Raw genomic sequence first — 18,543 nt, forward strand, 5'->3', positions numbered from 1 at the left:
CTTCTTGCTCTGGCGTAGGATTTAGCCTGTAGTTGTATCTAAGCGTCTTTTTCATATACTGTATAGACTACTGTATGAAAATAAGTTGTCAAGATGGAATATGAAACTAAATCTCACTGTAACTATTTAATAGCGCTACATTTAATACTTGTGGTTAAATATAGAAAACAATTGTTAAAAGGTGATGTAGGTGATTTTGTAAAACAAAAAATCACTGAAATTGCAGAGCGCTCAGAATTTAATATCGAAGAGATCGAGGTGGACAAAGATCATATACACATATTGCTAACGATCTCTCCCAATATTAGCGTTGCGAGTTACGTTAGGAGAATTAAACAATCTACAATGCAAAGTCTATGGTCGAGATTTAAATGGTTTAAAAAGCAATTCTGGGTTAAAAAAACATTTTGGTCTGACGGATATTTTGTTTGCTCTGTTGGAAATGCGGCTGCTGATACAATTCGAAAATACATTCAAGAGCAGGGCTAACTATTCCGATAAAAACCAATAACGCAATTGCAAATCAATATCATTTAGATTAAGTTAAACGCTTTATTTTTGAACCTTTTGGAAAACACCATGTCGTCCTCTAAAGTTTTGCGTTTATCTAAACTAAGCCTTATTACCTCTTTAATTTTATCTGGGCATGCATTTGCAAAAAACGATAAAAGCGAGCAGCAAATTGAAAAGATTGCTGTGTATGGTCAACATCATAAAAACTATATTACCGAAGAAGCACAATCGGCAACCAAACTAGGTTTAACCATAAAAGAAACTCCGCAGTCTATTTCAGTTGTTTCTCGCGCTTTAATGGATGATTTTTCACTCGATGATATAAACGCAGTGCTAGAAAGCACGCCGGGTGTAACGGTAGAGCAAATAGAAACCGATCGTACTTATTTTAAAGCCCGTGGCTTTGATATTACAAATTTTCAAGTTAATGGTTTAGGTATTCCACAAAGCTCGGGATCAATTCAAGGCAGCCTTGATACCTCAATTTACGACCGTGTAGAAATAGTTCGTGGCGCGAACGGTTTAATGACAGGTACAGGTAACCCTTCTGCTACTGTAAATATGGTGCTAAAAAAACCAACTTACACAACCCAAGCTAATGCATCTGTTTCGTACGGCTCATGGAATAAAAAACGCTTAGATTTAGATGTATCAACGCCTATTAATGAAGAGCATGCTGTTAGAGCTGTATTTACCAAACAAAAAGCCGACTCATATCTAGATCGCTACGAAACAGATAAAACCGTTATTTATTTAGCCTACGAGGGAAAGTTAACCGATAACACCCTGCTAAGTGTTAACTACGTTAATCAACAAAAAGATGCCGATAGCCCACTTTGGGGTGCACTACCACTTTATTATACCGATGGCACACCAACAGACTATGACGAATCAACTAGCACTGCGGCTGACTGGTCTTACTGGGATAACAGTGCCGAGCAAGTATATGTAACGCTTGAACAAAATTTATCAGCAACATGGGTGGCTAAAGCGCGTTACGCTCATGTTGAAAACGAGCAAGACTCTGAATTATTTTATGTATACGGTACCCCTGATAAAGACACCGAACTTGGCTTAATCGGTTACGCAAGCCGTTATGATTATAGCGATAAGCACGATTTATTTGATCTATATGCGAGTGGTAAATTTGATTTATTTGGCCAAGAGCACGACTTGTCATTGGGTGTTAGCCAAGCAAAAATGGATTACACCGAGCAATCTCTTTACGATTACACCACAGGGAATGGTTTTCCGGCAATGCCGTCACTTAAAACGTGGGATGGCGTAATACCACAAGCAACACTTACAGATAGTGTAAATGGTAGCAATATAACTAATGAGCAAAAATCTGCTTATATTTCTACTCGTATCAAATTAAGCGAACCTTTAAGTCTACTAGCTGGTGTGCGTTACACTGATTGGAAAACAACAGGCACAGCTTATGGCGTTGCGCAAACACAAAGTGACTCACAGCTAATACCCTACATTGGCACTGTGTATGACTTTAACGAGTCTTTATCGGCTTATGCAAGCTACACAGAAACATTTGTGCCGCAAAAGGAGCTTGATATAAATGCCAACCAACTTGCACCTATTACAGGTAAAAGTAGCGAACTAGGTGTTAAAGCCCAGCTTTTAGACGAGCAAGTTTTTGTAACACTTGCTTACTTTGATACAAAACAAGATGGCCTTGCTATCGCTATACCTAACTCATTACCCGACGATACTCGTTACTACGCAGCGGATGGTATTAACAGTAATGGTTTTGAAGTAGAGCTAAGCGGTAAGTTTACAGATGACTTGAGTGCAAGCATTAGCTTTAGTAATTTAAGCATTGATGGCGATGACACAGTAAAAGATTACACCCCAGAAAATCAACTCAAGGTGGCAGCAATCTATCAAGCTCCTTTCATTGATGGTTTATCGTTTGGTGCAAATTATCGCTGGCAAGATTCAACAAGCCGAGTCCAAGTCAGAGATACTAACAAAATCGCAAGCGTGACTACAAAGCAAGATGCCTACGGATTACTTGATTTAATGGCAACTTATAAATTGAGTGAAAATATAGGCGTTACTTTTAATATTAATAACACCACAGGTGAAAAATACTTACACAGCCTATATTGGGCTCAAGGTTACTATGGTGCACCGCGTAACTACGCTCTATCTGTAAATTGGCAGTTGTAAATTTAAACCAAAAAAAAGCGCTAACCATCACTGGTTAGCGCTGCTTTAAAGCTCGGGTCAAATCAAGCTTAAATATTTAATACTGCTTAAAGGTCAGCTTCATCGCCTAACTTATCTTCACCATCGTCTGGTTCAATAGTTGCTTTAAGTAAAAGCATTTCGCGTAACTTGCCTTCAATTTCGTCTGCGATTTCTGGGTTTTCTTTTAAAAACTTAATTGAATTAGACTTACCTTGGCCAACTTTATTACCACAGTAACTGTACCAAGCACCTGCTTTTTCAACAATTTTGTGCTTCACACCTAAGTCAATTAGCTCGCCTTGTTTAGAAATACCTTCACCATACATAATGATAAATTCGGCTTGCTTAAATGGCGGTGCTACTTTGTTTTTAACAATTTTAACCCGGGTTTCGTTACCAACAACCTCATCGCCTTCTTTTACCGAACCAATACGACGAATATCAATACGTACCGATGCGTAAAACTTAAGTGCGTTACCACCCGTTGTTGTTTCTGGGTTACCAAACATTACACCAATCTTCATACGGATTTGGTTAATGAAAATACATAAGGTGTTCGAGCGTTTAATATTACCTGTTAGCTTACGTAATGCTTGCGACATTAAACGTGCTTGTAAGCCCATGTGCGAGTCGCCCATGTCGCCTTCAATTTCAGCTTTTGGTGTAAGTGCTGCAACCGAGTCAATAATAACTACGTCAACCGCGCTTGAGCGTACTAGCATGTCACAAATTTCGAGTGCTTGTTCGCCAGTATCTGGTTGCGATACAAAAAGCTCATCTATGTTTACACCAAGCTTTTGTGCATAAACTGGATCAAGAGCATGCTCAGCATCAATAAAGGCACATGTTTTGCCTTCTTTTTGTGCTTCAGCGATAACTTGCAAAGTAAGCGTTGTTTTACCAGACGACTCAGGACCATATACTTCTACAATACGCCCCATAGGTAAGCCACCTATACCTAAGGCAATATCGATACCTAATGAGCCTGTAGATACAGATTCAATGTTTAACGCTTTGTTATCACCCAATTTCATAATTGAGCCTTTACCAAATTGACGTTCAATTTGTGATAAAGCCGCGTCCAACGCTTTTTGTTTGTTATCGTTCATTTTACTCTCCAAATCCAGCTAATGCGACAAGTATACTGTATGAAATCACAGTATCAAGTTAATTTTATTATTTTATCTGCTCTATTATAGTTTTTAAAGAAAATACAATAGCTTGCAGTCTAACCTGTGCTCTATCGCCGGTAAATACTTGTTTAAATACCAGCTGCTTGTCGTTAATGTGTAGTCCAAACCATACTAAGCCTACCGGCTTATCTGGGGTTGCTCCTCCTGGGCCTGCAATACCCGATACAGTAATTGCAATATCGGCATTAGTTGCTGCAATTGCGCCTAAAGCCATCTCACGCACCGTTTGCTCGCTTACCGCCCCATATTGCGTTAATGTGGCGGCACTTACATTTAGTAAATCTTGCTTTGCTTGGTTACTGTAAGTTACAAATGCACGGTCAATATAGGCAGAGCTTCCAGGGGTGTCGGTAAGTGCATAACTTACCCCGCCACCAGTACATGACTCAGCAGTAGTGATCCATAAGCATTTATCCGTTAAAATAGCGCCTAATTGCGCAGCAAGTGTTTTAATCTCTTGATGTAATTCCATATTCAGCCTTTGGGTAAATACATGTCGTTTGATCTTTATGCTCCACACACTATAAAACAACAAACCCCTATGATGCAGCAGTATCTAAAAATAAAATCAGAGCATCGCGATATTTTATTGTTTTATCGGATGGGGGATTTTTATGAACTCTTTTTTGATGACGCAAAACGCGCCGCTCAATTACTCGATATTTCGCAAACTCAGCGCGGTAAAGCCGGTGGCGATCCTATTCCTATGGCCGGTGTACCTTATCATGCCGTAGAAAACTATTTAGCCCGTTTAGTGCAAATGGGCGAATCTGTTGCTATTTGCGAACAAGTAGGCGATCCGGCTACCAGTAAAGGGCCTGTTGATCGCAAAGTGGTGCGTATTGTCACCCCAGGTACTATTTCTGATGAAGCCCTACTGCAAGAGCGCCAAGACAACTTACTTACCAGCGTATGGCAGAGTAAAAATGGTACTTATGGCATTGCTTATCTTGATATTAACTCGGGTCGTTTTAACGTTGTAGAAGTTAGTACCGACGAGGCATTTACTTCAACTATACAACGCCTCGCCCCTGCAGAATTACTGTATAGCGAAAGCTTCGAAAATGTTCATTTAATTGAGCACATTAAAGGCGCGCGTCGCCGCCCTGAGTGGGAGTTTGATTTAGACACCGCCCAGCATTTATTGTGTGAGCAATTTGGTACAAAAGATTTAGTCGGTTTTGGCGTTGATAAAGCCCACTGCGCCTTAGTTGCCGCAGGTTGTTTAATGCAATACGTTAAAGACACTCAACGTATTGCATTACCCCATATTCGTGCCATTACTCTTGAACACAACGAGCATGCCGTTATTTTAGATGCTGCTACTCGTAAAAATTTAGAGCTGACCGTTAATTTATCAGGTGGATTTGAAAACACGCTAGCGCAAGTACTTGATAAAACAGCAACCCCTATGGGATCTCGTTTACTTAAGCGCCGTATTCATACCCCGGTGCGTAATAAAGACGAGCTAAACTCGCGGTTAAACGCTATTAGCGCAATTTTAGATGTACAGCTTTGTGGTGAGCTACACGAATCATTAAGAGAAATTGGCGACGTAGAACGTGTTATTGCCCGCCTTGCTTTGTGCACTGCTCGTCCTCGCGATTTAACTCGTTTGCGCAGCGCCTTACAAGCACTTGCACCGCTGCATACTTTATTAAACGATGCCAGCGATCCGCGCATTGCCAGCATTATTAAGCAATCGCCTGAGCTACCTGATTTACAAGCGCTATTAGAGCGTGCAGTAATCGAAAACCCGCCGGTACTTATTCGCGACGGTGGTGTAATTGCCCCTGGTTATAACAGCGAGCTTGATGAATGGCGTAACTTAAGCAAAGGCGCAACCGATGTGCTTGATCAGTTAGAGTTACGAGAGCGTGCACGTACAGGGATCAGTACCCTTAAAATTGGTTATAACCGAGTACACGGCTTTTTTATTGAAGTTAGTCGCGCCAATGCGCATTTAGTGCCTGCCGATTATATTCGCCGCCAAACACTTAAAAATAATGAACGCTATATTATTCCTGAGCTAAAAGAGCACGAAGACAAAGTACTTGGCAGCCAGTCAAAAGCATTAGCGCTCGAAAAGCAGCTTTACGAAGAGCTATTTAGATTTATTGCGCCGCATATTGAGCAATTACAAATAATGGCAGCCGCCCTTGCCGACTTAGATGTGCTAAATAACTTAGCAGAGCGTGCACTTACACTTAACTACGCTAAGCCGATACTTTGCGATAACGACAACATAAGCATTAAACAAGGTCGTCATCCTGTGGTTGAGCAAGTAATGAAAGAACCCTTTATTGCCAACCCAGTAGAGCTAAATGCACAACGTAAAATGTTAATAATTACCGGTCCAAACATGGGTGGTAAATCAACCTATATGCGCCAAACTGCACTTATAGTGCTAATGGCTCATATTGGCAGTTACGTACCCGCAGACAGCGCTAAAATAGGCAATATTGACCGTATATTTACTCGCATTGGCGCAAGTGACGATCTCGCCTCAGGGCGTTCTACCTTTATGGTAGAAATGACCGAAACCGCCACGATTTTAAATAATGCCACAGCGCAATCTTTGGTATTAATGGATGAAATTGGCCGCGGAACAAGCACTTACGATGGGCTTTCGCTTGCGTATGCTACTGCCGATCATTTAGCGTCAAAAATATCAGCAAAAACCTTGTTTGCCACCCACTACTTTGAGTTAACCGAGCTTGCAGAGCAAACGCCTGGGCTGGTAAATGTGCACCTTGATGCCATAGAGCATAACGACACTATTGCCTTTATGCACACGGTACTTGATGGCGCAGCAAGTAAAAGCTTTGGCTTACAAGTTGCTGCACTTGCTGGCGTACCCAAGTCTGTAATAAATCAGGCAAAACAAAAGCTTAAACTACTCGAAAATCACCAAAGTGTCACCGCGCCTAATATTGAGCAGCAAGCATTTACCTTTAATAATCAAGCCCAACAAATTAGCCCTTCTGAAGTAGAATTGCAGTTAACGGCTATCGATCCTGATAATCTATCACCGCGACAAGCTCACGATTTACTCTATAAATTAAAAGCACTTCTTTAATTTACAAACAAAAAAAAGCTGAAGAATAAAACCTTCAGCTTTTTTACACATAACATGGTACTTTATTAAAACTTACGCAAAGTGCTCAAATAAACTCTCTGTGCTTAAGCCTTCTTGTTGCAAAATATCTTTTAAACGACGTAATGCTTCTACCTGAATTTGTCTAACGCGTTCACGGGTTAATCCTATTTCACGGCCAACATCTTCAAGCGTTGATGGCTCATAGCCTAATAAACCAAAGCGACGGGCTAACACCTCACGCTGCTTTGGGTTTAGCTCTCCTAACCAGTCAACAATGTGTTTATTCATATCGTTATTTTGTACTTCGCCCTCAGGACCAACATTGTTGTCATCGGCAATAATATCGAGCAAAGCGGTATCGTTTTCGCCGCCGATCGGCATATCAACCGAGGCTATTTTTTCATTCAAGCGCAGCATTTTGGTGACATCTTCAACCGGCTTATCTAAACAAGCTGCTATTTCTTCGGCGGTTGGTTCATGATCTAATTTTTGAGTTAGCTCGCGCGCGGTACGTAAATATACGTTAAGTTCTTTTACTACATGTATTGGCAAGCGAATAGTGCGCGTTTGATTCATAATGGCGCGTTCTATCGTTTGGCGTATCCACCATGTTGCATAAGTAGAAAATCGAAAGCCACGCTCAGGATCAAACTTCTCTACGGCGCGAATTAAGCCTAAGTTACCCTCTTCAATTAAATCAAGTAACGCTAAACCTCGGTTGTTATAACGACGAGCAATTTTTACTACAAGGCGCAAGTTACTTTCAATCATGCGCTTGCGAGACGCTTCGCACCCTTTTAAAGATTTACGAGAAAAAAACACCTCTTCCTCAGCGCTTAACAACGGAGAAAAACCAATTTCACCTAAATAAAGCTGAGTAGCATCTAAATTTTTAGTGACTTCTTCTTTGACAAAAACGTCATCATCCACAGCTTCAAGCAGCGGTGTTGAATCATCATCAACAGCAGTTTCATCTAATTTATTATCTACGAGGGTGTTTTTATCAACTTTTGCTGCATCAGCCATAAGACTTCTCCTGAGCAAGTTATCAATATCTTTAAAAATTAGGGAAGGTACTTAGCAGGATTTACAGCTTGCCCTCGGTAGCGAATTTCAAAACGAAGTGCCGTTACCGCAGATTCTGTATTTCCTATCTCTGCTATTTTTTGTCCAGCCTTAACTTCCTGTTTTTCTTTAACAAGTAGTTTCGAGTTGTGTGCATAAGCACTCAAGTAGTCGTCATTATGTTTTAAAATAATTAAACTACCATAACCTCGAAGCGCATTACCCGCATAAACCACTGTTCCTTGTGCGGCGGCTAAAACGGCAGCCCCTTTTTTATTAGCAATCTGTAAACCTTTGTAGCCATTTTCCTTGTTCGAAAAGCGTTGTGTTATTTTGCCTTTTGCTGGCCAAAACCACTGCACTTTACTACTCGACAAATGCTTAGAGTTACTAATTTTTTTATTGGCTTGTTTCTGAACATACCCTCGTTGTTTAGGCTTATCAAGCTCTTTCTTTGATTTATTGTTATTTTTTTGTGAAGTTTTTGCGAATTTTTTAATAGGAGGAGTGTATTTTTTTGTCTTTTTGTCTTTTTTTGCTATGGCAGAAAAGGAAATACTCTGCCCGGGGAATATTGTGTAAGGTGCTGGTATTGAATTATTTTTTGCTAAGGTTCTAACATCTTGGCCTGCACTAAATGCAATTGAATAAAGTGTATCGCCTTTTTGAACAGTATATTTATCGCCATTAATGTTAATTTTTCTGCCGTAATTATTAACATCATTATTTAAACTACTGACAGGCGCCGGAACATGGCTAGACGAGCAAGCAAAGAGCAAAATACTAATAAATAAAGCAACATAACATTTTATTTGTTTATTCACTGTATTTAGCTCCTTATGTTAATAACATTATTTTATAGTGCTTAACGTAATAAAATGTATGCAACTGCAATTAAAAGCACAACTGCCCATCCAAGCACTTCAATGTATTGACGTAATTTTTGCTCCATTTTAACACCGCCCCACTTCATCAGTGCAGCAACTAAAAAGAACCGAGCGCCTCGCCCTACTGCAGACGCAATTAAAAACGGCAAAAATGCCATTTGTAATACCCCTGCGCCTATAGTAAATACTTTATAAGGAATAGGCGAAAAACCGGCTATAAATACCACCCACACGCCATAGTTTTTAAACCAATCAAGTGCAATATCAAATTTATCTTGCCAGTGCATTTGTACTATAAGTGGCTCAACAACCGGTTCAAATAACCAAAACCCGAGTAAATAACCTACTATGCCACCAACAACAGACGCTATAGTGGCAAAACTTGCAAACCGCCATGCTTTTTTAGGCTGAGCAAGCGACATTGGTGCCAGCATTACATCAGGAGGGACAGGAAAAAACACAGACTCTGCAAAGCTCATTGCAGCTAAATAACGCTCAGCATGACGGTGCTTAGCCCACACTAGAGCCATATCGTATAACTTAGTAAACAACTTCAAAATGAATTCCTATTCAATATCACCAGCGACTAGCGGTACAAATCTAACCGGCGCAATTACGTGTTCTGTGTAGTTATTGCCATTGCGAATAACCATAGTTAATTTTTGCTCTTGCTCGCCAATTGGGGCAAGTAACACACCACCATCTGCTAATTGAGCTAATAGATCTTGCGGGATTTTAGCCGCGGCTGCGGTGACTATAATGCCGTTAAACGGCGCTTGCGACTCCCAACCTTGCCAGCCATCGCCATGTTTCATTGCCACATTATATAAATCGAGCTGATGTAAACGGCGCTTAGCTTGCCATTGTAATGCTTTAATACGCTCTACTGAGTAAACCTTGGTAAATATTTTAGCCAGTATTGCCGTTTGATAGCCCGATCCCGTGCCTATTTCTAGCACCTTGTCGCGCACACCAGCTAATTGCAACAGTTCGGTCATACGCGCCACAATATAAGGCTGCGAAATAGTTTGCCCTTGGCCTATTGGTAACGCAGTATTTTGATACGCTTTATGTTGCAGCACGTCACCCACAAATATATGTCGTGGTATTTGTGCAATCGCATCTAGTACTTGCGTATCCTCAACACCTTCACGCTGTAATAGCGCTGATAGCGCCTTGGCGCTGCGGGTATAATTAGCCAGCACGGTTTATCTCCAAATCAGCTAACCACTCCCCTACCGCTTTAATACTCTCGTTAGCGGTCATATCAACACTCAGTGGGGTAACCGAGGCATAGCCATTATTAATTGCATGAAAATCGGTACCTTCACCTGCATCACTTTCTGTCCCTAAAGATCCGTACCAGTAAATATCTCGACCCCAAGGATCGGTTTGCTTGGTCATGGTTTCGGCTTTATGGCGCGCACCCAAACGCGTTACCTGCACGCCTTTTAATTCGCTTAGAGGAATGTCGGGTACATTAATATTTATAATTTGATCTTTTGGTAGCGGATGCGACGCTAAACCTTTAATAATACTTATAGTTACCGCTGCCGCCGTTTCAAAATGCTCGCCGTGGTGCGAACACAAAGACACCGCAATAGCAGGCAAACCTAAATGGCGTCCTTCTGTTGCTGCAGCTACCGTGCCTGAGTACAAAGTGTCGTCACCTAAATTAGCGCCGTGGTTTATACCTGCGACCACTAAATCGGGCATTTCATCAACAAGCTGGTTAACGCCTAAATGCACACAGTCAGTAGGTGTACCATTAACCGATATAAAGCCATTTTCAAGCTTTGTAGCACGCAGTGGGTTAAGCAAAGTTAACGAGTTACTTGCACCACTGCAGTTACGGTCGGGGGCAACTAAAGTGACTTCGGCAATTTGCATTAATGCTTGATATAACACCGCAATACCTTTAGCGCCTACACCATCGTCGTTACTTAATAGGATCTTCATCTTTGCTGTCCTTTTCTTTTCGCTCGCGTGGGCTTGCGTCTGTGTAATCCACCAGCTCACGTAATAATGCCGTAGCAAAACAGCCTTTTGGTAAACCAAAACTTAACTTCAAAGTGCTTTCATCTATGGTTTCTACGCTAAAATCTTGCGGGATTAAACGCAGCATTCTGCGCTCATTTTTTAGCCCTAACTCGCCTAAACCATCGCACCAAGACTGATAAGGCCCAAGCCATACTTTTTCTTGTTCGGTGAGCCCTTTTTCGCTTTTACCTACCATAGGTGCCGACATCATAATATCGCCAGAGGCTAAGCGGGCAATATTTTCATCGCTAATAGCGTCTTCAAAAAAGGCGTTACTGCCGCTGAGCATAAATACTTCACGGTGCATGGTTTTAGCTAAACCATGCTCCTTTACTCGTAAACTTACGAGTTGATTAAATACATGCGAGCGCGCTGCAGAAATAATAATACCGCGTAATTTTTTATCGCGAATACGCTCACCTGCAAACATTTTTTCAGCCATTACCAGGTTATGACCATCACGGCCAAAGCGTTGCTCGCCAAAATAGTTAGGCACGCCACTGCGTACCGCATTAATACGGCACAAAATATCCAGAGGATCGGTAACATTGCGCAGCGTAATAGTAAATTTATTACCTTTATGACAGCCCGTTCTCAGTTTACGTTCGTGGCGTTGCTGCGATACAACAAACACGCTTTCGCTGTTTAAATCACTAAAATCAATCGGTTTTTTAATGGGTACTTTTACACTAAACCACTGCGAACACACTCCGTGGCGATCTTTCATCCCGGCATAACTTACATCGCGTGGTGATACCCCAGCTCGCTGCGCAATTAACTTTGCTACGTACTGGGTGTTTTCGCCTTTTTTTACTACTTGCAAACAAACATGCTCGCCGCTACCGGTAAACTCAATGCCTAAGTCTTCATCTACCATAAAGTCTTCGGCTGTGGTTTTAAAGTCAGCTTTTGATAACGGTGCGCCGTATAAATAATTTAAATCGCTCATGCGTTTGTTTTACTCATTGACTCTTTGTTCATAATTACCACTGCATGGCTCGAAATGCCTTCTTTTCGCCCTTCAAAACCGAGCTTTTCGGTGGTTGTAGCTTTAACATTTATTTGCGATAGTTCGCAGTTTAAATCACTTGCAAGGTTGCTACGCATAGCTTGAATATGAGGCAACATTTTTGGCGCTTGTGCCACTATAGTTACATCTCCATTGCCCAATACATAACCTTGCTCTTTAGCTAAGCTCACCACATGACGCAGTAATATTCGGCTGTCGATATTTTCATATTCACTGGCCGTATCTGGAAAGTGTTTACCAATGTCGCCCATTGCAAGCGCGCCTAAAATAGCATCGCACAGAGCATGAATAGCAACATCGCCGTCGGAGTGCGCTAAAAAACCTTGCGGATAATCAATCTTTTCGCCGCCGATAGTTAATGGGCCAACACCGCCAAATTTATGCACGTCAAAACCATGACCAATTCGTATCATAATGCATTCTCGTTTTGTTGTTTTTGAAGTAAAAAACCAGCCAAGTCTAAATCCTCAGGAGTGGTTATTTTAATATTATCGCTACGCCCTGGTATTAATTTTACTGGCTTGTTAGCCCATTCAATGGCGCTTGCTTCGTCGGTAATAACTGCGCCGCTTGCCAGTGCATTTTGCAGCGCATTTTTAAGATCTTCGTATTTAAAAAACTGCGGAGTAAGGGCTTGCCATAAATCATCTCGGGGTACGGTTTGCTCAGCATAAATATGGCCACGTTTTATAGTGTCTTTTACTTTACTGGCTAAAATTCCGCCTTCATCGGCGCTTATACACTCATTTATAAGTGTATTTATGTCGTCAATAGTAACTAGCGGGCGGGCAGCATCGTGCACAAGTACCCAGTCAGGCGGGTTGGCGGCTAAAAAAAGCAAACTATTTAAAACGGAATCTGCACGCTCTTTACCGCCACAAGTACGCACAATGCGCGCATCAATCACTGGCAATTGCTCAAAGTAAGGATCGTTTTCATTTAGGGCTACAACAATTGTATTAAGCTGCGCTAAAGCAGATAATTTTGTGAGCGTATGCTCTAAAATAGTTTTACCTGCTAATTTAATATACTGTTTAGGTGCATTATGTTTCATTCTGCTACCAACCCCGGCAGCAGGTATAATGGCAGCTATAGTTGGTTTATTTGTCATATTATTGTTGAGCTGGTAAAACACGTATAAATGTTTCGCCCGCTTTAATCATTCCTAATTCGTTACGTGCGCGCTCTTCTATGCCTTCATGGCCAAGCTTTAAATCTTCTATATCGGCGGTTAATACTTTATTGCGTTTAATCAATTTTTCGTTAGTTTGTAAATGAGATGCAACCGCACTTTTTAAGCGTGTGTAGTCTTGTACGCCATTATGGCCAAACCACAATCTATACTGCACAAACAGTGCTAAACATAACAAGCCAACCTGAAAAAACCGCATTTAACACTCCTTATTTTAAATTCAAATAAACTTATTTAATTAACCAAGTTACGTTTGTAATCGTTTTACATTGCGCCAATTTATACTTCCTGCCAGTAGCATTTCGCGCAGCGATAAAACCCGTGGCAAACAACGCTTTGAAAACTGCCATTGGTGCCCGCAACACGCCGCGGTTAATGACACTTTACTCGGCGTTAATAATTGCGCGTTTGGCAGCTCAAGTCCCTGCCCCGAAAACGCAAACCAACCTAGCTCATTACAATGCACTTTATTGTCGCTTACTTGGTCTAGGCTGTCTATTCTAACGCGAATTTGCTCATCACTACGTACTAAAATAGGAATTATTAATCCGACTTTGGCATTATGTTGATAAAAAAGTTCATTTGCTTGAATGTTAATCTCTGGTGGGGTCGGTTTTTGCTTTGCAAGCCAAGAGCCATTTTGCGAATCTAGTTTAAAAGGCGAGCTTGTATTAGCAACTAATGTGGCAGCACGTTCAATGTAATAAGGTAGACTTTTTAATTGGCGACGCAGCCTATCGCTATTAGGCTCAGCGACTAAACGCTGAACCTCACGTTGATAAAATGCATTACACAATTGTGCATATAACACTTTTTTTGCATCGGCTTGCCACATTTCAACTTGTTGTGGCGCGCCAACAGGCTCATTTTTTGCTGCCAATTGCCGTACTCAAAAACACTTAGGTAAATGTTTTATAACACAGTACTGCATAATTTTTAAGCGCCGAGTGCTAAATTAAGCGCTTGGCTTTTCACCTAATTTAGCCATGCCCGACTCTAAAAACTGCACTACAGTATTGCGTTTTTTACCTATGAATAAACTGCCGTCGGCTAAAAACATAAAGTTTTGCCAGTTGCGTTTAAACACATCAAAGGTGGTTTCAATAATATTGTCGCGTGCCATGCAAAAATAAACAGTGGTATTAGCTTGCCAATCTAAGTGCGCTAAAATAGCTTCGGGAAGTTGTTCATCGCCGTTTTCCCATGCGCTTTCCCAGTTTACTTCTTGGCTATAACTTTCATCTTGACCACACCAATCTGTTTTATCAAAAAAATCAGGGTGATCAAACTCACGGCTCACCATAGTTGTCCACAGTACAGCTGCGCGCTCAAGGCTCATAGGTTTAATGTTTGCAGCATCGTCGGCTGAAACAGGCATGTCTTTATGGCGAAAAACCCATGCTTTTTTGTAATCATCTAGCGTAATATAGTTCATAGTATTGGCAAATTAGTTAGCATTAAAAGTGCAGAAACAAATTATACAAGAGATCAAAACATGACTACAGCAATAAAACCAATTTCCCTCAAATCAGGCATATACCAACACTACAAAGGGGCACAGTACAAAGTGCTTTATGTAGCCACTCACAGCGAAACCAGTGAGCAACTGGTAATTTACCAAGCGCTATACGGTGAGTTTGGTATATGGGCACGCCCTTTAGAAATGTTTAGCGAAACAGTTGAAAAAGATGGCAAAACTATTCCTCGGTTTAGCTACCTTGGTGAAGCCGGTTAACTATGGCATGATAGGATTATAAAAACTCATCTGACCTGTGACGAAAAGAAGGTAATAAAGTGCAATTTAATTCAACCGACAATTACATCGCCAGCTCTGCGCTTAAGCAAGCTGTAAACGCGGCTATTATGCTCGAAAAACCACTTTTAATTAAAGGTGAGCCGGGTACAGGTAAAACCATGCTAGCTGAAGAGCTGGCAAAAAGCTTAGATACCGAACTTATTCAGTGGCACATTAAATCGACCACCAAAGCGCAGCAAGGTTTGTATGAATACGATGCGGTTTCGCGCCTGCGCGACAGCCAGCTGGGCGACGAGCGCGTACACAATATTAGTAACTACATAGTCAAAGGCAAACTGTGGCAAGCATTTACTTACGCCGACCAACACGGTAAACGCCCTGTATTATTAATAGATGAAATAGACAAAGCCGATATTGAGTTTCCAAACGATCTACTGTTAGAGCTCGATAAAATGGAATTTCATGTTTACGAAACCAGCGAGCGAGTAGTAGCAAAAGAGCGCCCTATTGTGATCATCACCTCTAATAACGAAAAAGAGCTGCCCGACGCATTTTTACGCCGCTGCTTTTTTCATTACATTGATTTTCCATCTGCCGATGAAATGCAGCAAATTATTGACGTGCACTACCCTAACGTTAAGCAAGATTTAGTACGCCAAGCACTCGAAGTGTTTTTTAACCTACGCGAAGCAAACGGTCTTAAAAAGAAGCCATCTACCAGCGAATTACTCGACTGGTTAAAGCTACTTATGGCAGAAGATATAGACGCAAAAACACTCCACGACAAAGCTAAAAAAGGCGGTTTAATGCCAATGTTTGGCGCATTACTTAAAAATGAGCAAGACATAAGCCTAATCGAAAAACTCGCGTTTATGAGCCGCTAGGGCCTGTTGACCTTTCAGGATTAAAATTTGTTCTAACTAAGGACGATTTAATCGTGGCGCGAGGTTTGTAACCTAGTGGGCTAAGTAAAAGCCGAGCAACAAAGAGTTAATCGTCCCTAGGACGAACCTTCAGGCAGCGCGTGTTTGGTATTTATGCTGCGTTATCGCCTATTTATGGGGAATAACCACACTACATAGGCTCTGCCTTGCCTAAATACCAAACACACTGCTGCAAATTTAACCTCGAAAGATAAACAGGCCCTAACATGTTAGTACAGTTTTTTTTCACGCTGCGTAAATACCGTTTACCGGTAAGCCTGCGCGAGTTGCTTGATTTAATTAACGCCTTAAAAAAGGGTGTTATATTTGCCGACGTAGACGCTTTTTACCATTTAGCACGCACTATAATGGTAAAAGACGAAACGCACTTTGACCGATTCGACAAAGCCTTTAGCGACTACTTTAGTGGTATTGCCGACCTTGATTTGCTCGAGAGCTTAAAGCAACAGCACAACTTACCAGAAGATTGGCTGCGTAAAGAGTTTGAAAAAAACCTTAGCGATGAAGAAAAAGCCCAACTTAAAACCATGGGCGGCCTCGACGAGCTAATGAAAACCCTAAAAGAGCGCTTAGAAGAGCAACAAAAACGCCACGCAGGCGGTAATAAATGGGTTGGCACTGGCGGCACCTCACCTTTTGGTGCTTATGGCTATAACCCCGAAGGTGTGCGCATAGGCCAAGACGGCAACCGTAACCGCCAAGCAGTAAAAGTGTGGGATAAACGCGAATATCGCAATTTAGACTCCGACCGTGAAATTGGCTCGCGTACTATTAAACTTGCCCTTAAAAAGCTACGTAAATTTGCCCGCACTGGCGCCAGCGACACGCTAGATTTAAACGAGACCATTCGCGCTACCGCAAAACAAGGCGGTATGCTTGACGTAAAAATGGCACCAGAGCGCCACAATGCAGTAAAAGTACTCATGCTATTTGATATTGGCGGCTCAATGGATGACTACATTCATACCTGCGAAGAATTATTTAGCGCCGCCCATGGCGAATTTAAACATTTAGAGTTTTACTACTTTCATAACTGCCTATATGAGCACGTGTGGCAAGACAACCAACGCCGCCACTCAAACGTAATAGACACCATGACGCTAATTAATAAGTTTACCAGCGACTACAAAGTAATATTTGTAGGCGATGCCACTATGGGCCCGTACGAAATAGCCTACCCCGGCGGCTCGGTAGAGCACTACAACGAAGAGCCCGGCAGTGTATGGTTACAACGTGTCACAAATCACTTTGATAAAGTGGCTTGGCTCAACCCACAACCCGTTGAACACTGGCCGTACTATCAATCAATAGGTTTTATTAAAGAGCTGATGAACAACCGCATGTATGCGCTGAGTTTAGATGGAATAAGTAGAGCGATAAAAGAGCTGAGTTGATATTGCTATTAATGTCAGCTCAGTACAAGTAAATGTCACTCAAAAAGTAGTAAAGGCAGACGCGACTCCATTCTCTATTACTTTTGTGAGTGTTTAATGACATGTAACTGACTACAAGTAGATTATGGACCTAAGAAGTATGGATAAATCAGATAATGAAAACATAGCACACACGGTCAAACTTTATTTGTTTGAAGCGAAAGATCATCCAATAAATGATGAGTGTAGAAAGTATAAAATTCAGTTACTAGCATACTCATCGCTGGCATACTTTTTGTTACTATTCCTCAAAGGTCGAGAAATTACTTCTTTTTTAGGAATAAAGATTGATCCAGGAGTATCTTCTCTTACATTAGCTGGGGCACTATGTTTTATAATTGCTTACTATGTGTTTGTTTACTGGTTAACATTACAAGAATCAATCAACAGTTGGTGCATCAAAAGTGGTAAGTCATCAAGTCCTATTAAAAAACAAAATATTAGTGATACCTTTGATTTTATCCCTTCATCTTCTTTAGCAGTAAATAATTCGAAGGCTATTGCTGCACGTGAAGAGAGTAATGATGCTTTTTACAAAATAGATCGCTTAATACCAGAAGATTGGCGTGAAGAAAGTCTCAAAGCAGAGTTGGCAACACTTGAAAAGTTTACAAAGAACAATAACTTTAAAAATACCATTCCATCTAGCTATGAAAATCTAAGTGATACATATGAGCACTACTTCAATTCGCTAACTACAATTGCAATAACCTTTCAAGAGATGCATAAGCGCTTAAAGCTAGGAGGGAAAATAAATCAAAGTAATTTAGACGACGTTGAATATAAATTACAACAATTAAAAGAATTTTACGGAGATAACCAGCCTGAATTAGTTGTTGTACTCCCTATGGCAAGGCAAGTTCATCAAAAAATGAAATCGTTAGCTGATTATTACAGCGGAATCACGACAACATTCCAACAAGTTGAAAATGAAAGGTGTCAGATAATAAACAATATTTTGAAATCCAATGACTACTTGTCAGAGCAAATTTATACAAAATTAGATAGCTTATCTTTAAAAAGAAACTTTTTTAACGAAACATTGCCATATAAACTAATCCCTTTTGGTTACTCGAGTTTGGTAATACTTTTAACAGTATATTTTTTTGTTTGCCCAGCAGCTAAGTGAAGGAAACCCTCACTCGTATTTTTAGCTTGTTTAAGTGTAGCGAGAAAATAGGT

The 18,543-nt window shown here is 41.0% G+C and carries 21 protein-coding genes; 7 read left to right on the plus strand and 14 right to left on the minus strand.

The window, feature by feature from the left end; all coding sequences use genetic code 11:
* A partial coding sequence (locus tag I6F41_RS18160) for a helix-turn-helix domain-containing protein (protein ID WP_197107930.1) occupies positions 1 to 55 on the minus strand: 55 nt, incomplete at its 3' end.
* A gap of 38 nt (positions 56 to 93) precedes the next feature.
* Between I6F41_RS18160 and tnpA the strand changes: the two genes are divergently transcribed.
* Entirely contained in the window at positions 94 to 489 is a 396-nt protein-coding gene (tnpA, locus tag I6F41_RS05380; RefSeq protein WP_197107900.1) for an IS200/IS605 family transposase, read from the plus strand.
* 90 nt (positions 490 to 579) lie between these two features.
* Positions 580 to 2,700 carry a TonB-dependent siderophore receptor gene (locus tag I6F41_RS05385; RefSeq protein WP_197107901.1) on the plus strand — a complete coding sequence of 707 codons (2,121 nt, stop codon included), beginning with the start codon at positions 580 to 582 and terminating at the stop codon, positions 2,698 to 2,700.
* A gap of 86 nt (positions 2,701 to 2,786) precedes the next feature.
* Here I6F41_RS05385 and recA read toward each other — a convergent pair whose 3' ends face one another.
* Together recA and I6F41_RS05395 are read right to left on the minus strand one after the other, a co-directional pair.
* The gene (recA, locus tag I6F41_RS05390) at positions 2,787 to 3,830 is read right to left on the minus strand and encodes a recombinase RecA (protein WP_011327391.1); all 1,044 of its coding nucleotides are present in this window, start codon (positions 3,828 to 3,830) and stop codon (positions 2,787 to 2,789) included.
* A 67-nt stretch (positions 3,831 to 3,897) separates the two neighbouring features.
* The gene (locus tag I6F41_RS05395; RefSeq protein ID WP_041454352.1) at positions 3,898 to 4,386 is read right to left on the minus strand and encodes a CinA family protein; all 489 of its coding nucleotides are present in this window, start codon (positions 4,384 to 4,386) and stop codon (positions 3,898 to 3,900) included.
* Positions 4,387 to 4,407: 21 nt separating this feature from the next.
* Between I6F41_RS05395 and mutS the strand changes: the two genes are divergently transcribed.
* Positions 4,408 to 6,993 carry a DNA mismatch repair protein MutS gene (mutS, locus tag I6F41_RS05400; RefSeq protein WP_197107902.1) on the plus strand — a complete coding sequence of 862 codons (2,586 nt, stop codon included), beginning with the start codon at positions 4,408 to 4,410 and terminating at the stop codon, positions 6,991 to 6,993.
* Between the two features lie 72 nt (positions 6,994 to 7,065).
* On the opposite strand, the gene rpoS is transcribed toward mutS, so the two are convergent.
* The 11 genes from rpoS to I6F41_RS05455 all read right to left on the minus strand — a co-directional run bounded on the left by rpoS (position 7,066) and on the right by I6F41_RS05455 (position 14,663).
* Positions 7,066 to 8,040, minus strand: a complete 975-nt coding sequence (gene rpoS / locus I6F41_RS05405; RefSeq protein ID WP_011327388.1) for an RNA polymerase sigma factor RpoS — start codon at positions 8,038 to 8,040, stop codon at positions 7,066 to 7,068.
* Between the two features lie 38 nt (positions 8,041 to 8,078).
* Positions 8,079 to 8,903, minus strand: a complete 825-nt coding sequence (locus I6F41_RS05410) for a peptidoglycan DD-metalloendopeptidase family protein (protein WP_197107904.1) — start codon at positions 8,901 to 8,903, stop codon at positions 8,079 to 8,081.
* Between the two features lie 41 nt (positions 8,904 to 8,944).
* Positions 8,945 to 9,523, minus strand: a complete 579-nt coding sequence (locus tag I6F41_RS05415) for a YqaA family protein (RefSeq protein ID WP_041454351.1) — start codon at positions 9,521 to 9,523, stop codon at positions 8,945 to 8,947.
* Positions 9,524 to 9,532: 9 nt separating this feature from the next.
* Complete coding sequence (locus I6F41_RS05420; RefSeq protein ID WP_011327385.1) at positions 9,533 to 10,171, minus strand: protein-L-isoaspartate(D-aspartate) O-methyltransferase; 639 nt, start codon at positions 10,169 to 10,171, stop codon at positions 9,533 to 9,535.
* Positions 10,161 to 10,925, minus strand: coding sequence for a 5'/3'-nucleotidase SurE (surE, locus tag I6F41_RS05425; RefSeq protein WP_011327384.1), 765 nt, complete (start codon positions 10,923 to 10,925; stop codon positions 10,161 to 10,163). The genes I6F41_RS05420 and surE overlap by 11 nt, the downstream gene beginning before the upstream one ends.
* On the minus strand, positions 10,906 to 11,955 hold the full coding sequence (gene truD / locus I6F41_RS05430; protein WP_011327383.1) for a tRNA pseudouridine(13) synthase TruD: 1,050 nt from the start codon (positions 11,953 to 11,955) through the stop codon (positions 10,906 to 10,908). Before truD ends, surE begins: the two co-directional genes overlap by 20 nt.
* Positions 11,952 to 12,449 (minus strand): 2-C-methyl-D-erythritol 2,4-cyclodiphosphate synthase, encoded by a 498-nt coding sequence (gene ispF, locus I6F41_RS05435; protein WP_011327382.1) that lies wholly within the window; start codon positions 12,447 to 12,449, stop codon positions 11,952 to 11,954. The genes truD and ispF overlap by 4 nt, the downstream gene beginning before the upstream one ends.
* Positions 12,446 to 13,147, minus strand: coding sequence for a 2-C-methyl-D-erythritol 4-phosphate cytidylyltransferase (gene ispD / locus I6F41_RS05440; protein WP_179808077.1), 702 nt, complete (start codon positions 13,145 to 13,147; stop codon positions 12,446 to 12,448). The genes ispF and ispD overlap by 4 nt, the downstream gene beginning before the upstream one ends.
* A gap of 1 nt (position 13,148) precedes the next feature.
* Positions 13,149 to 13,427 (minus strand): cell division protein FtsB, encoded by a 279-nt coding sequence (ftsB, locus tag I6F41_RS05445; RefSeq protein WP_011327380.1) that lies wholly within the window; start codon positions 13,425 to 13,427, stop codon positions 13,149 to 13,151.
* Between the two features lie 48 nt (positions 13,428 to 13,475).
* Positions 13,476 to 14,108, minus strand: coding sequence for a hypothetical protein (locus tag I6F41_RS05450; protein WP_041454349.1), 633 nt, complete (start codon positions 14,106 to 14,108; stop codon positions 13,476 to 13,478).
* A 75-nt stretch (positions 14,109 to 14,183) separates the two neighbouring features.
* On the minus strand, positions 14,184 to 14,663 hold the full coding sequence (locus I6F41_RS05455) for a DUF2947 domain-containing protein (RefSeq protein WP_197107905.1): 480 nt from the start codon (positions 14,661 to 14,663) through the stop codon (positions 14,184 to 14,186).
* A 60-nt stretch (positions 14,664 to 14,723) separates the two neighbouring features.
* On the opposite strand from I6F41_RS05455, the gene I6F41_RS05460 reads away from it, so the two are divergent.
* From I6F41_RS05460 to I6F41_RS05475, 4 genes are all read left to right on the plus strand, one after another.
* Positions 14,724 to 14,963, plus strand: a complete 240-nt coding sequence (locus I6F41_RS05460) for a DUF1653 domain-containing protein (protein WP_011327377.1) — start codon at positions 14,724 to 14,726, stop codon at positions 14,961 to 14,963.
* A 59-nt stretch (positions 14,964 to 15,022) separates the two neighbouring features.
* The gene (locus I6F41_RS05465) at positions 15,023 to 15,868 is read left to right on the plus strand and encodes an AAA family ATPase (protein ID WP_011327376.1); all 846 of its coding nucleotides are present in this window, start codon (positions 15,023 to 15,025) and stop codon (positions 15,866 to 15,868) included.
* A gap of 266 nt (positions 15,869 to 16,134) precedes the next feature.
* Positions 16,135 to 17,322 carry a vWA domain-containing protein gene (locus I6F41_RS05470; RefSeq protein WP_197107906.1) on the plus strand — a complete coding sequence of 396 codons (1,188 nt, stop codon included), beginning with the start codon at positions 16,135 to 16,137 and terminating at the stop codon, positions 17,320 to 17,322.
* 139 nt (positions 17,323 to 17,461) lie between these two features.
* The gene (locus I6F41_RS05475) at positions 17,462 to 18,490 is read left to right on the plus strand and encodes a hypothetical protein (RefSeq protein ID WP_197107907.1); all 1,029 of its coding nucleotides are present in this window, start codon (positions 17,462 to 17,464) and stop codon (positions 18,488 to 18,490) included.
* Positions 18,491 to 18,543: the final 53 nt, after the last annotated feature.

Source organism: Pseudoalteromonas sp. SCQQ13 (assembly GCF_015864415.1).
Taxonomy (GTDB): Bacteria; Pseudomonadota; Gammaproteobacteria; order Enterobacterales; family Alteromonadaceae; genus Pseudoalteromonas; species Pseudoalteromonas nigrifaciens.

Bases quoted from the DNA above. Each gene is read 5' to 3' on its own strand.
- surE (WP_011327384.1), bottom strand. From the start codon at position 10,925: ATGAAGATCCTATTAAGTAACGACGATGGTGTAGGCGCTAAAGGTATT.
- recA (WP_011327391.1), bottom strand. From the start codon at position 3,830: ATGAACGATAACAAACAAAAAGCGTTGGACGCGGCTTTATCACAAATT.
- ispD (WP_179808077.1), bottom strand. From the start codon at position 13,147: ATGACAAATAAACCAACTATAGCTGCCATTATACCTGCTGCCGGGGTT.
- ftsB (WP_011327380.1), bottom strand. From the start codon at position 13,427: ATGCGGTTTTTTCAGGTTGGCTTGTTATGTTTAGCACTGTTTGTGCAG.
- mutS (WP_197107902.1), top strand. From the start codon at position 4,408: ATGTCGTTTGATCTTTATGCTCCACACACTATAAAACAACAAACCCCT.
- I6F41_RS05455 (WP_197107905.1), bottom strand. From the start codon at position 14,663: ATGAACTATATTACGCTAGATGATTACAAAAAAGCATGGGTTTTTCGC.
- I6F41_RS05475 (WP_197107907.1), top strand. From the start codon at position 17,462: ATGGATAAATCAGATAATGAAAACATAGCACACACGGTCAAACTTTAT.
- I6F41_RS05385 (WP_197107901.1), top strand. From the start codon at position 580: ATGTCGTCCTCTAAAGTTTTGCGTTTATCTAAACTAAGCCTTATTACC.
- I6F41_RS05460 (WP_011327377.1), top strand. From the start codon at position 14,724: ATGACTACAGCAATAAAACCAATTTCCCTCAAATCAGGCATATACCAA.
- I6F41_RS05470 (WP_197107906.1), top strand. From the start codon at position 16,135: ATGTTAGTACAGTTTTTTTTCACGCTGCGTAAATACCGTTTACCGGTA.
- rpoS (WP_011327388.1), bottom strand. From the start codon at position 8,040: ATGGCTGATGCAGCAAAAGTTGATAAAAACACCCTCGTAGATAATAAA.
- ispF (WP_011327382.1), bottom strand. From the start codon at position 12,449: ATGATACGAATTGGTCATGGTTTTGACGTGCATAAATTTGGCGGTGTT.
- tnpA (WP_197107900.1), top strand. From the start codon at position 94: ATGGAATATGAAACTAAATCTCACTGTAACTATTTAATAGCGCTACAT.
- truD (WP_011327383.1), bottom strand. From the start codon at position 11,955: ATGAGCGATTTAAATTATTTATACGGCGCACCGTTATCAAAAGCTGAC.
- I6F41_RS05395 (WP_041454352.1), bottom strand. From the start codon at position 4,386: ATGGAATTACATCAAGAGATTAAAACACTTGCTGCGCAATTAGGCGCT.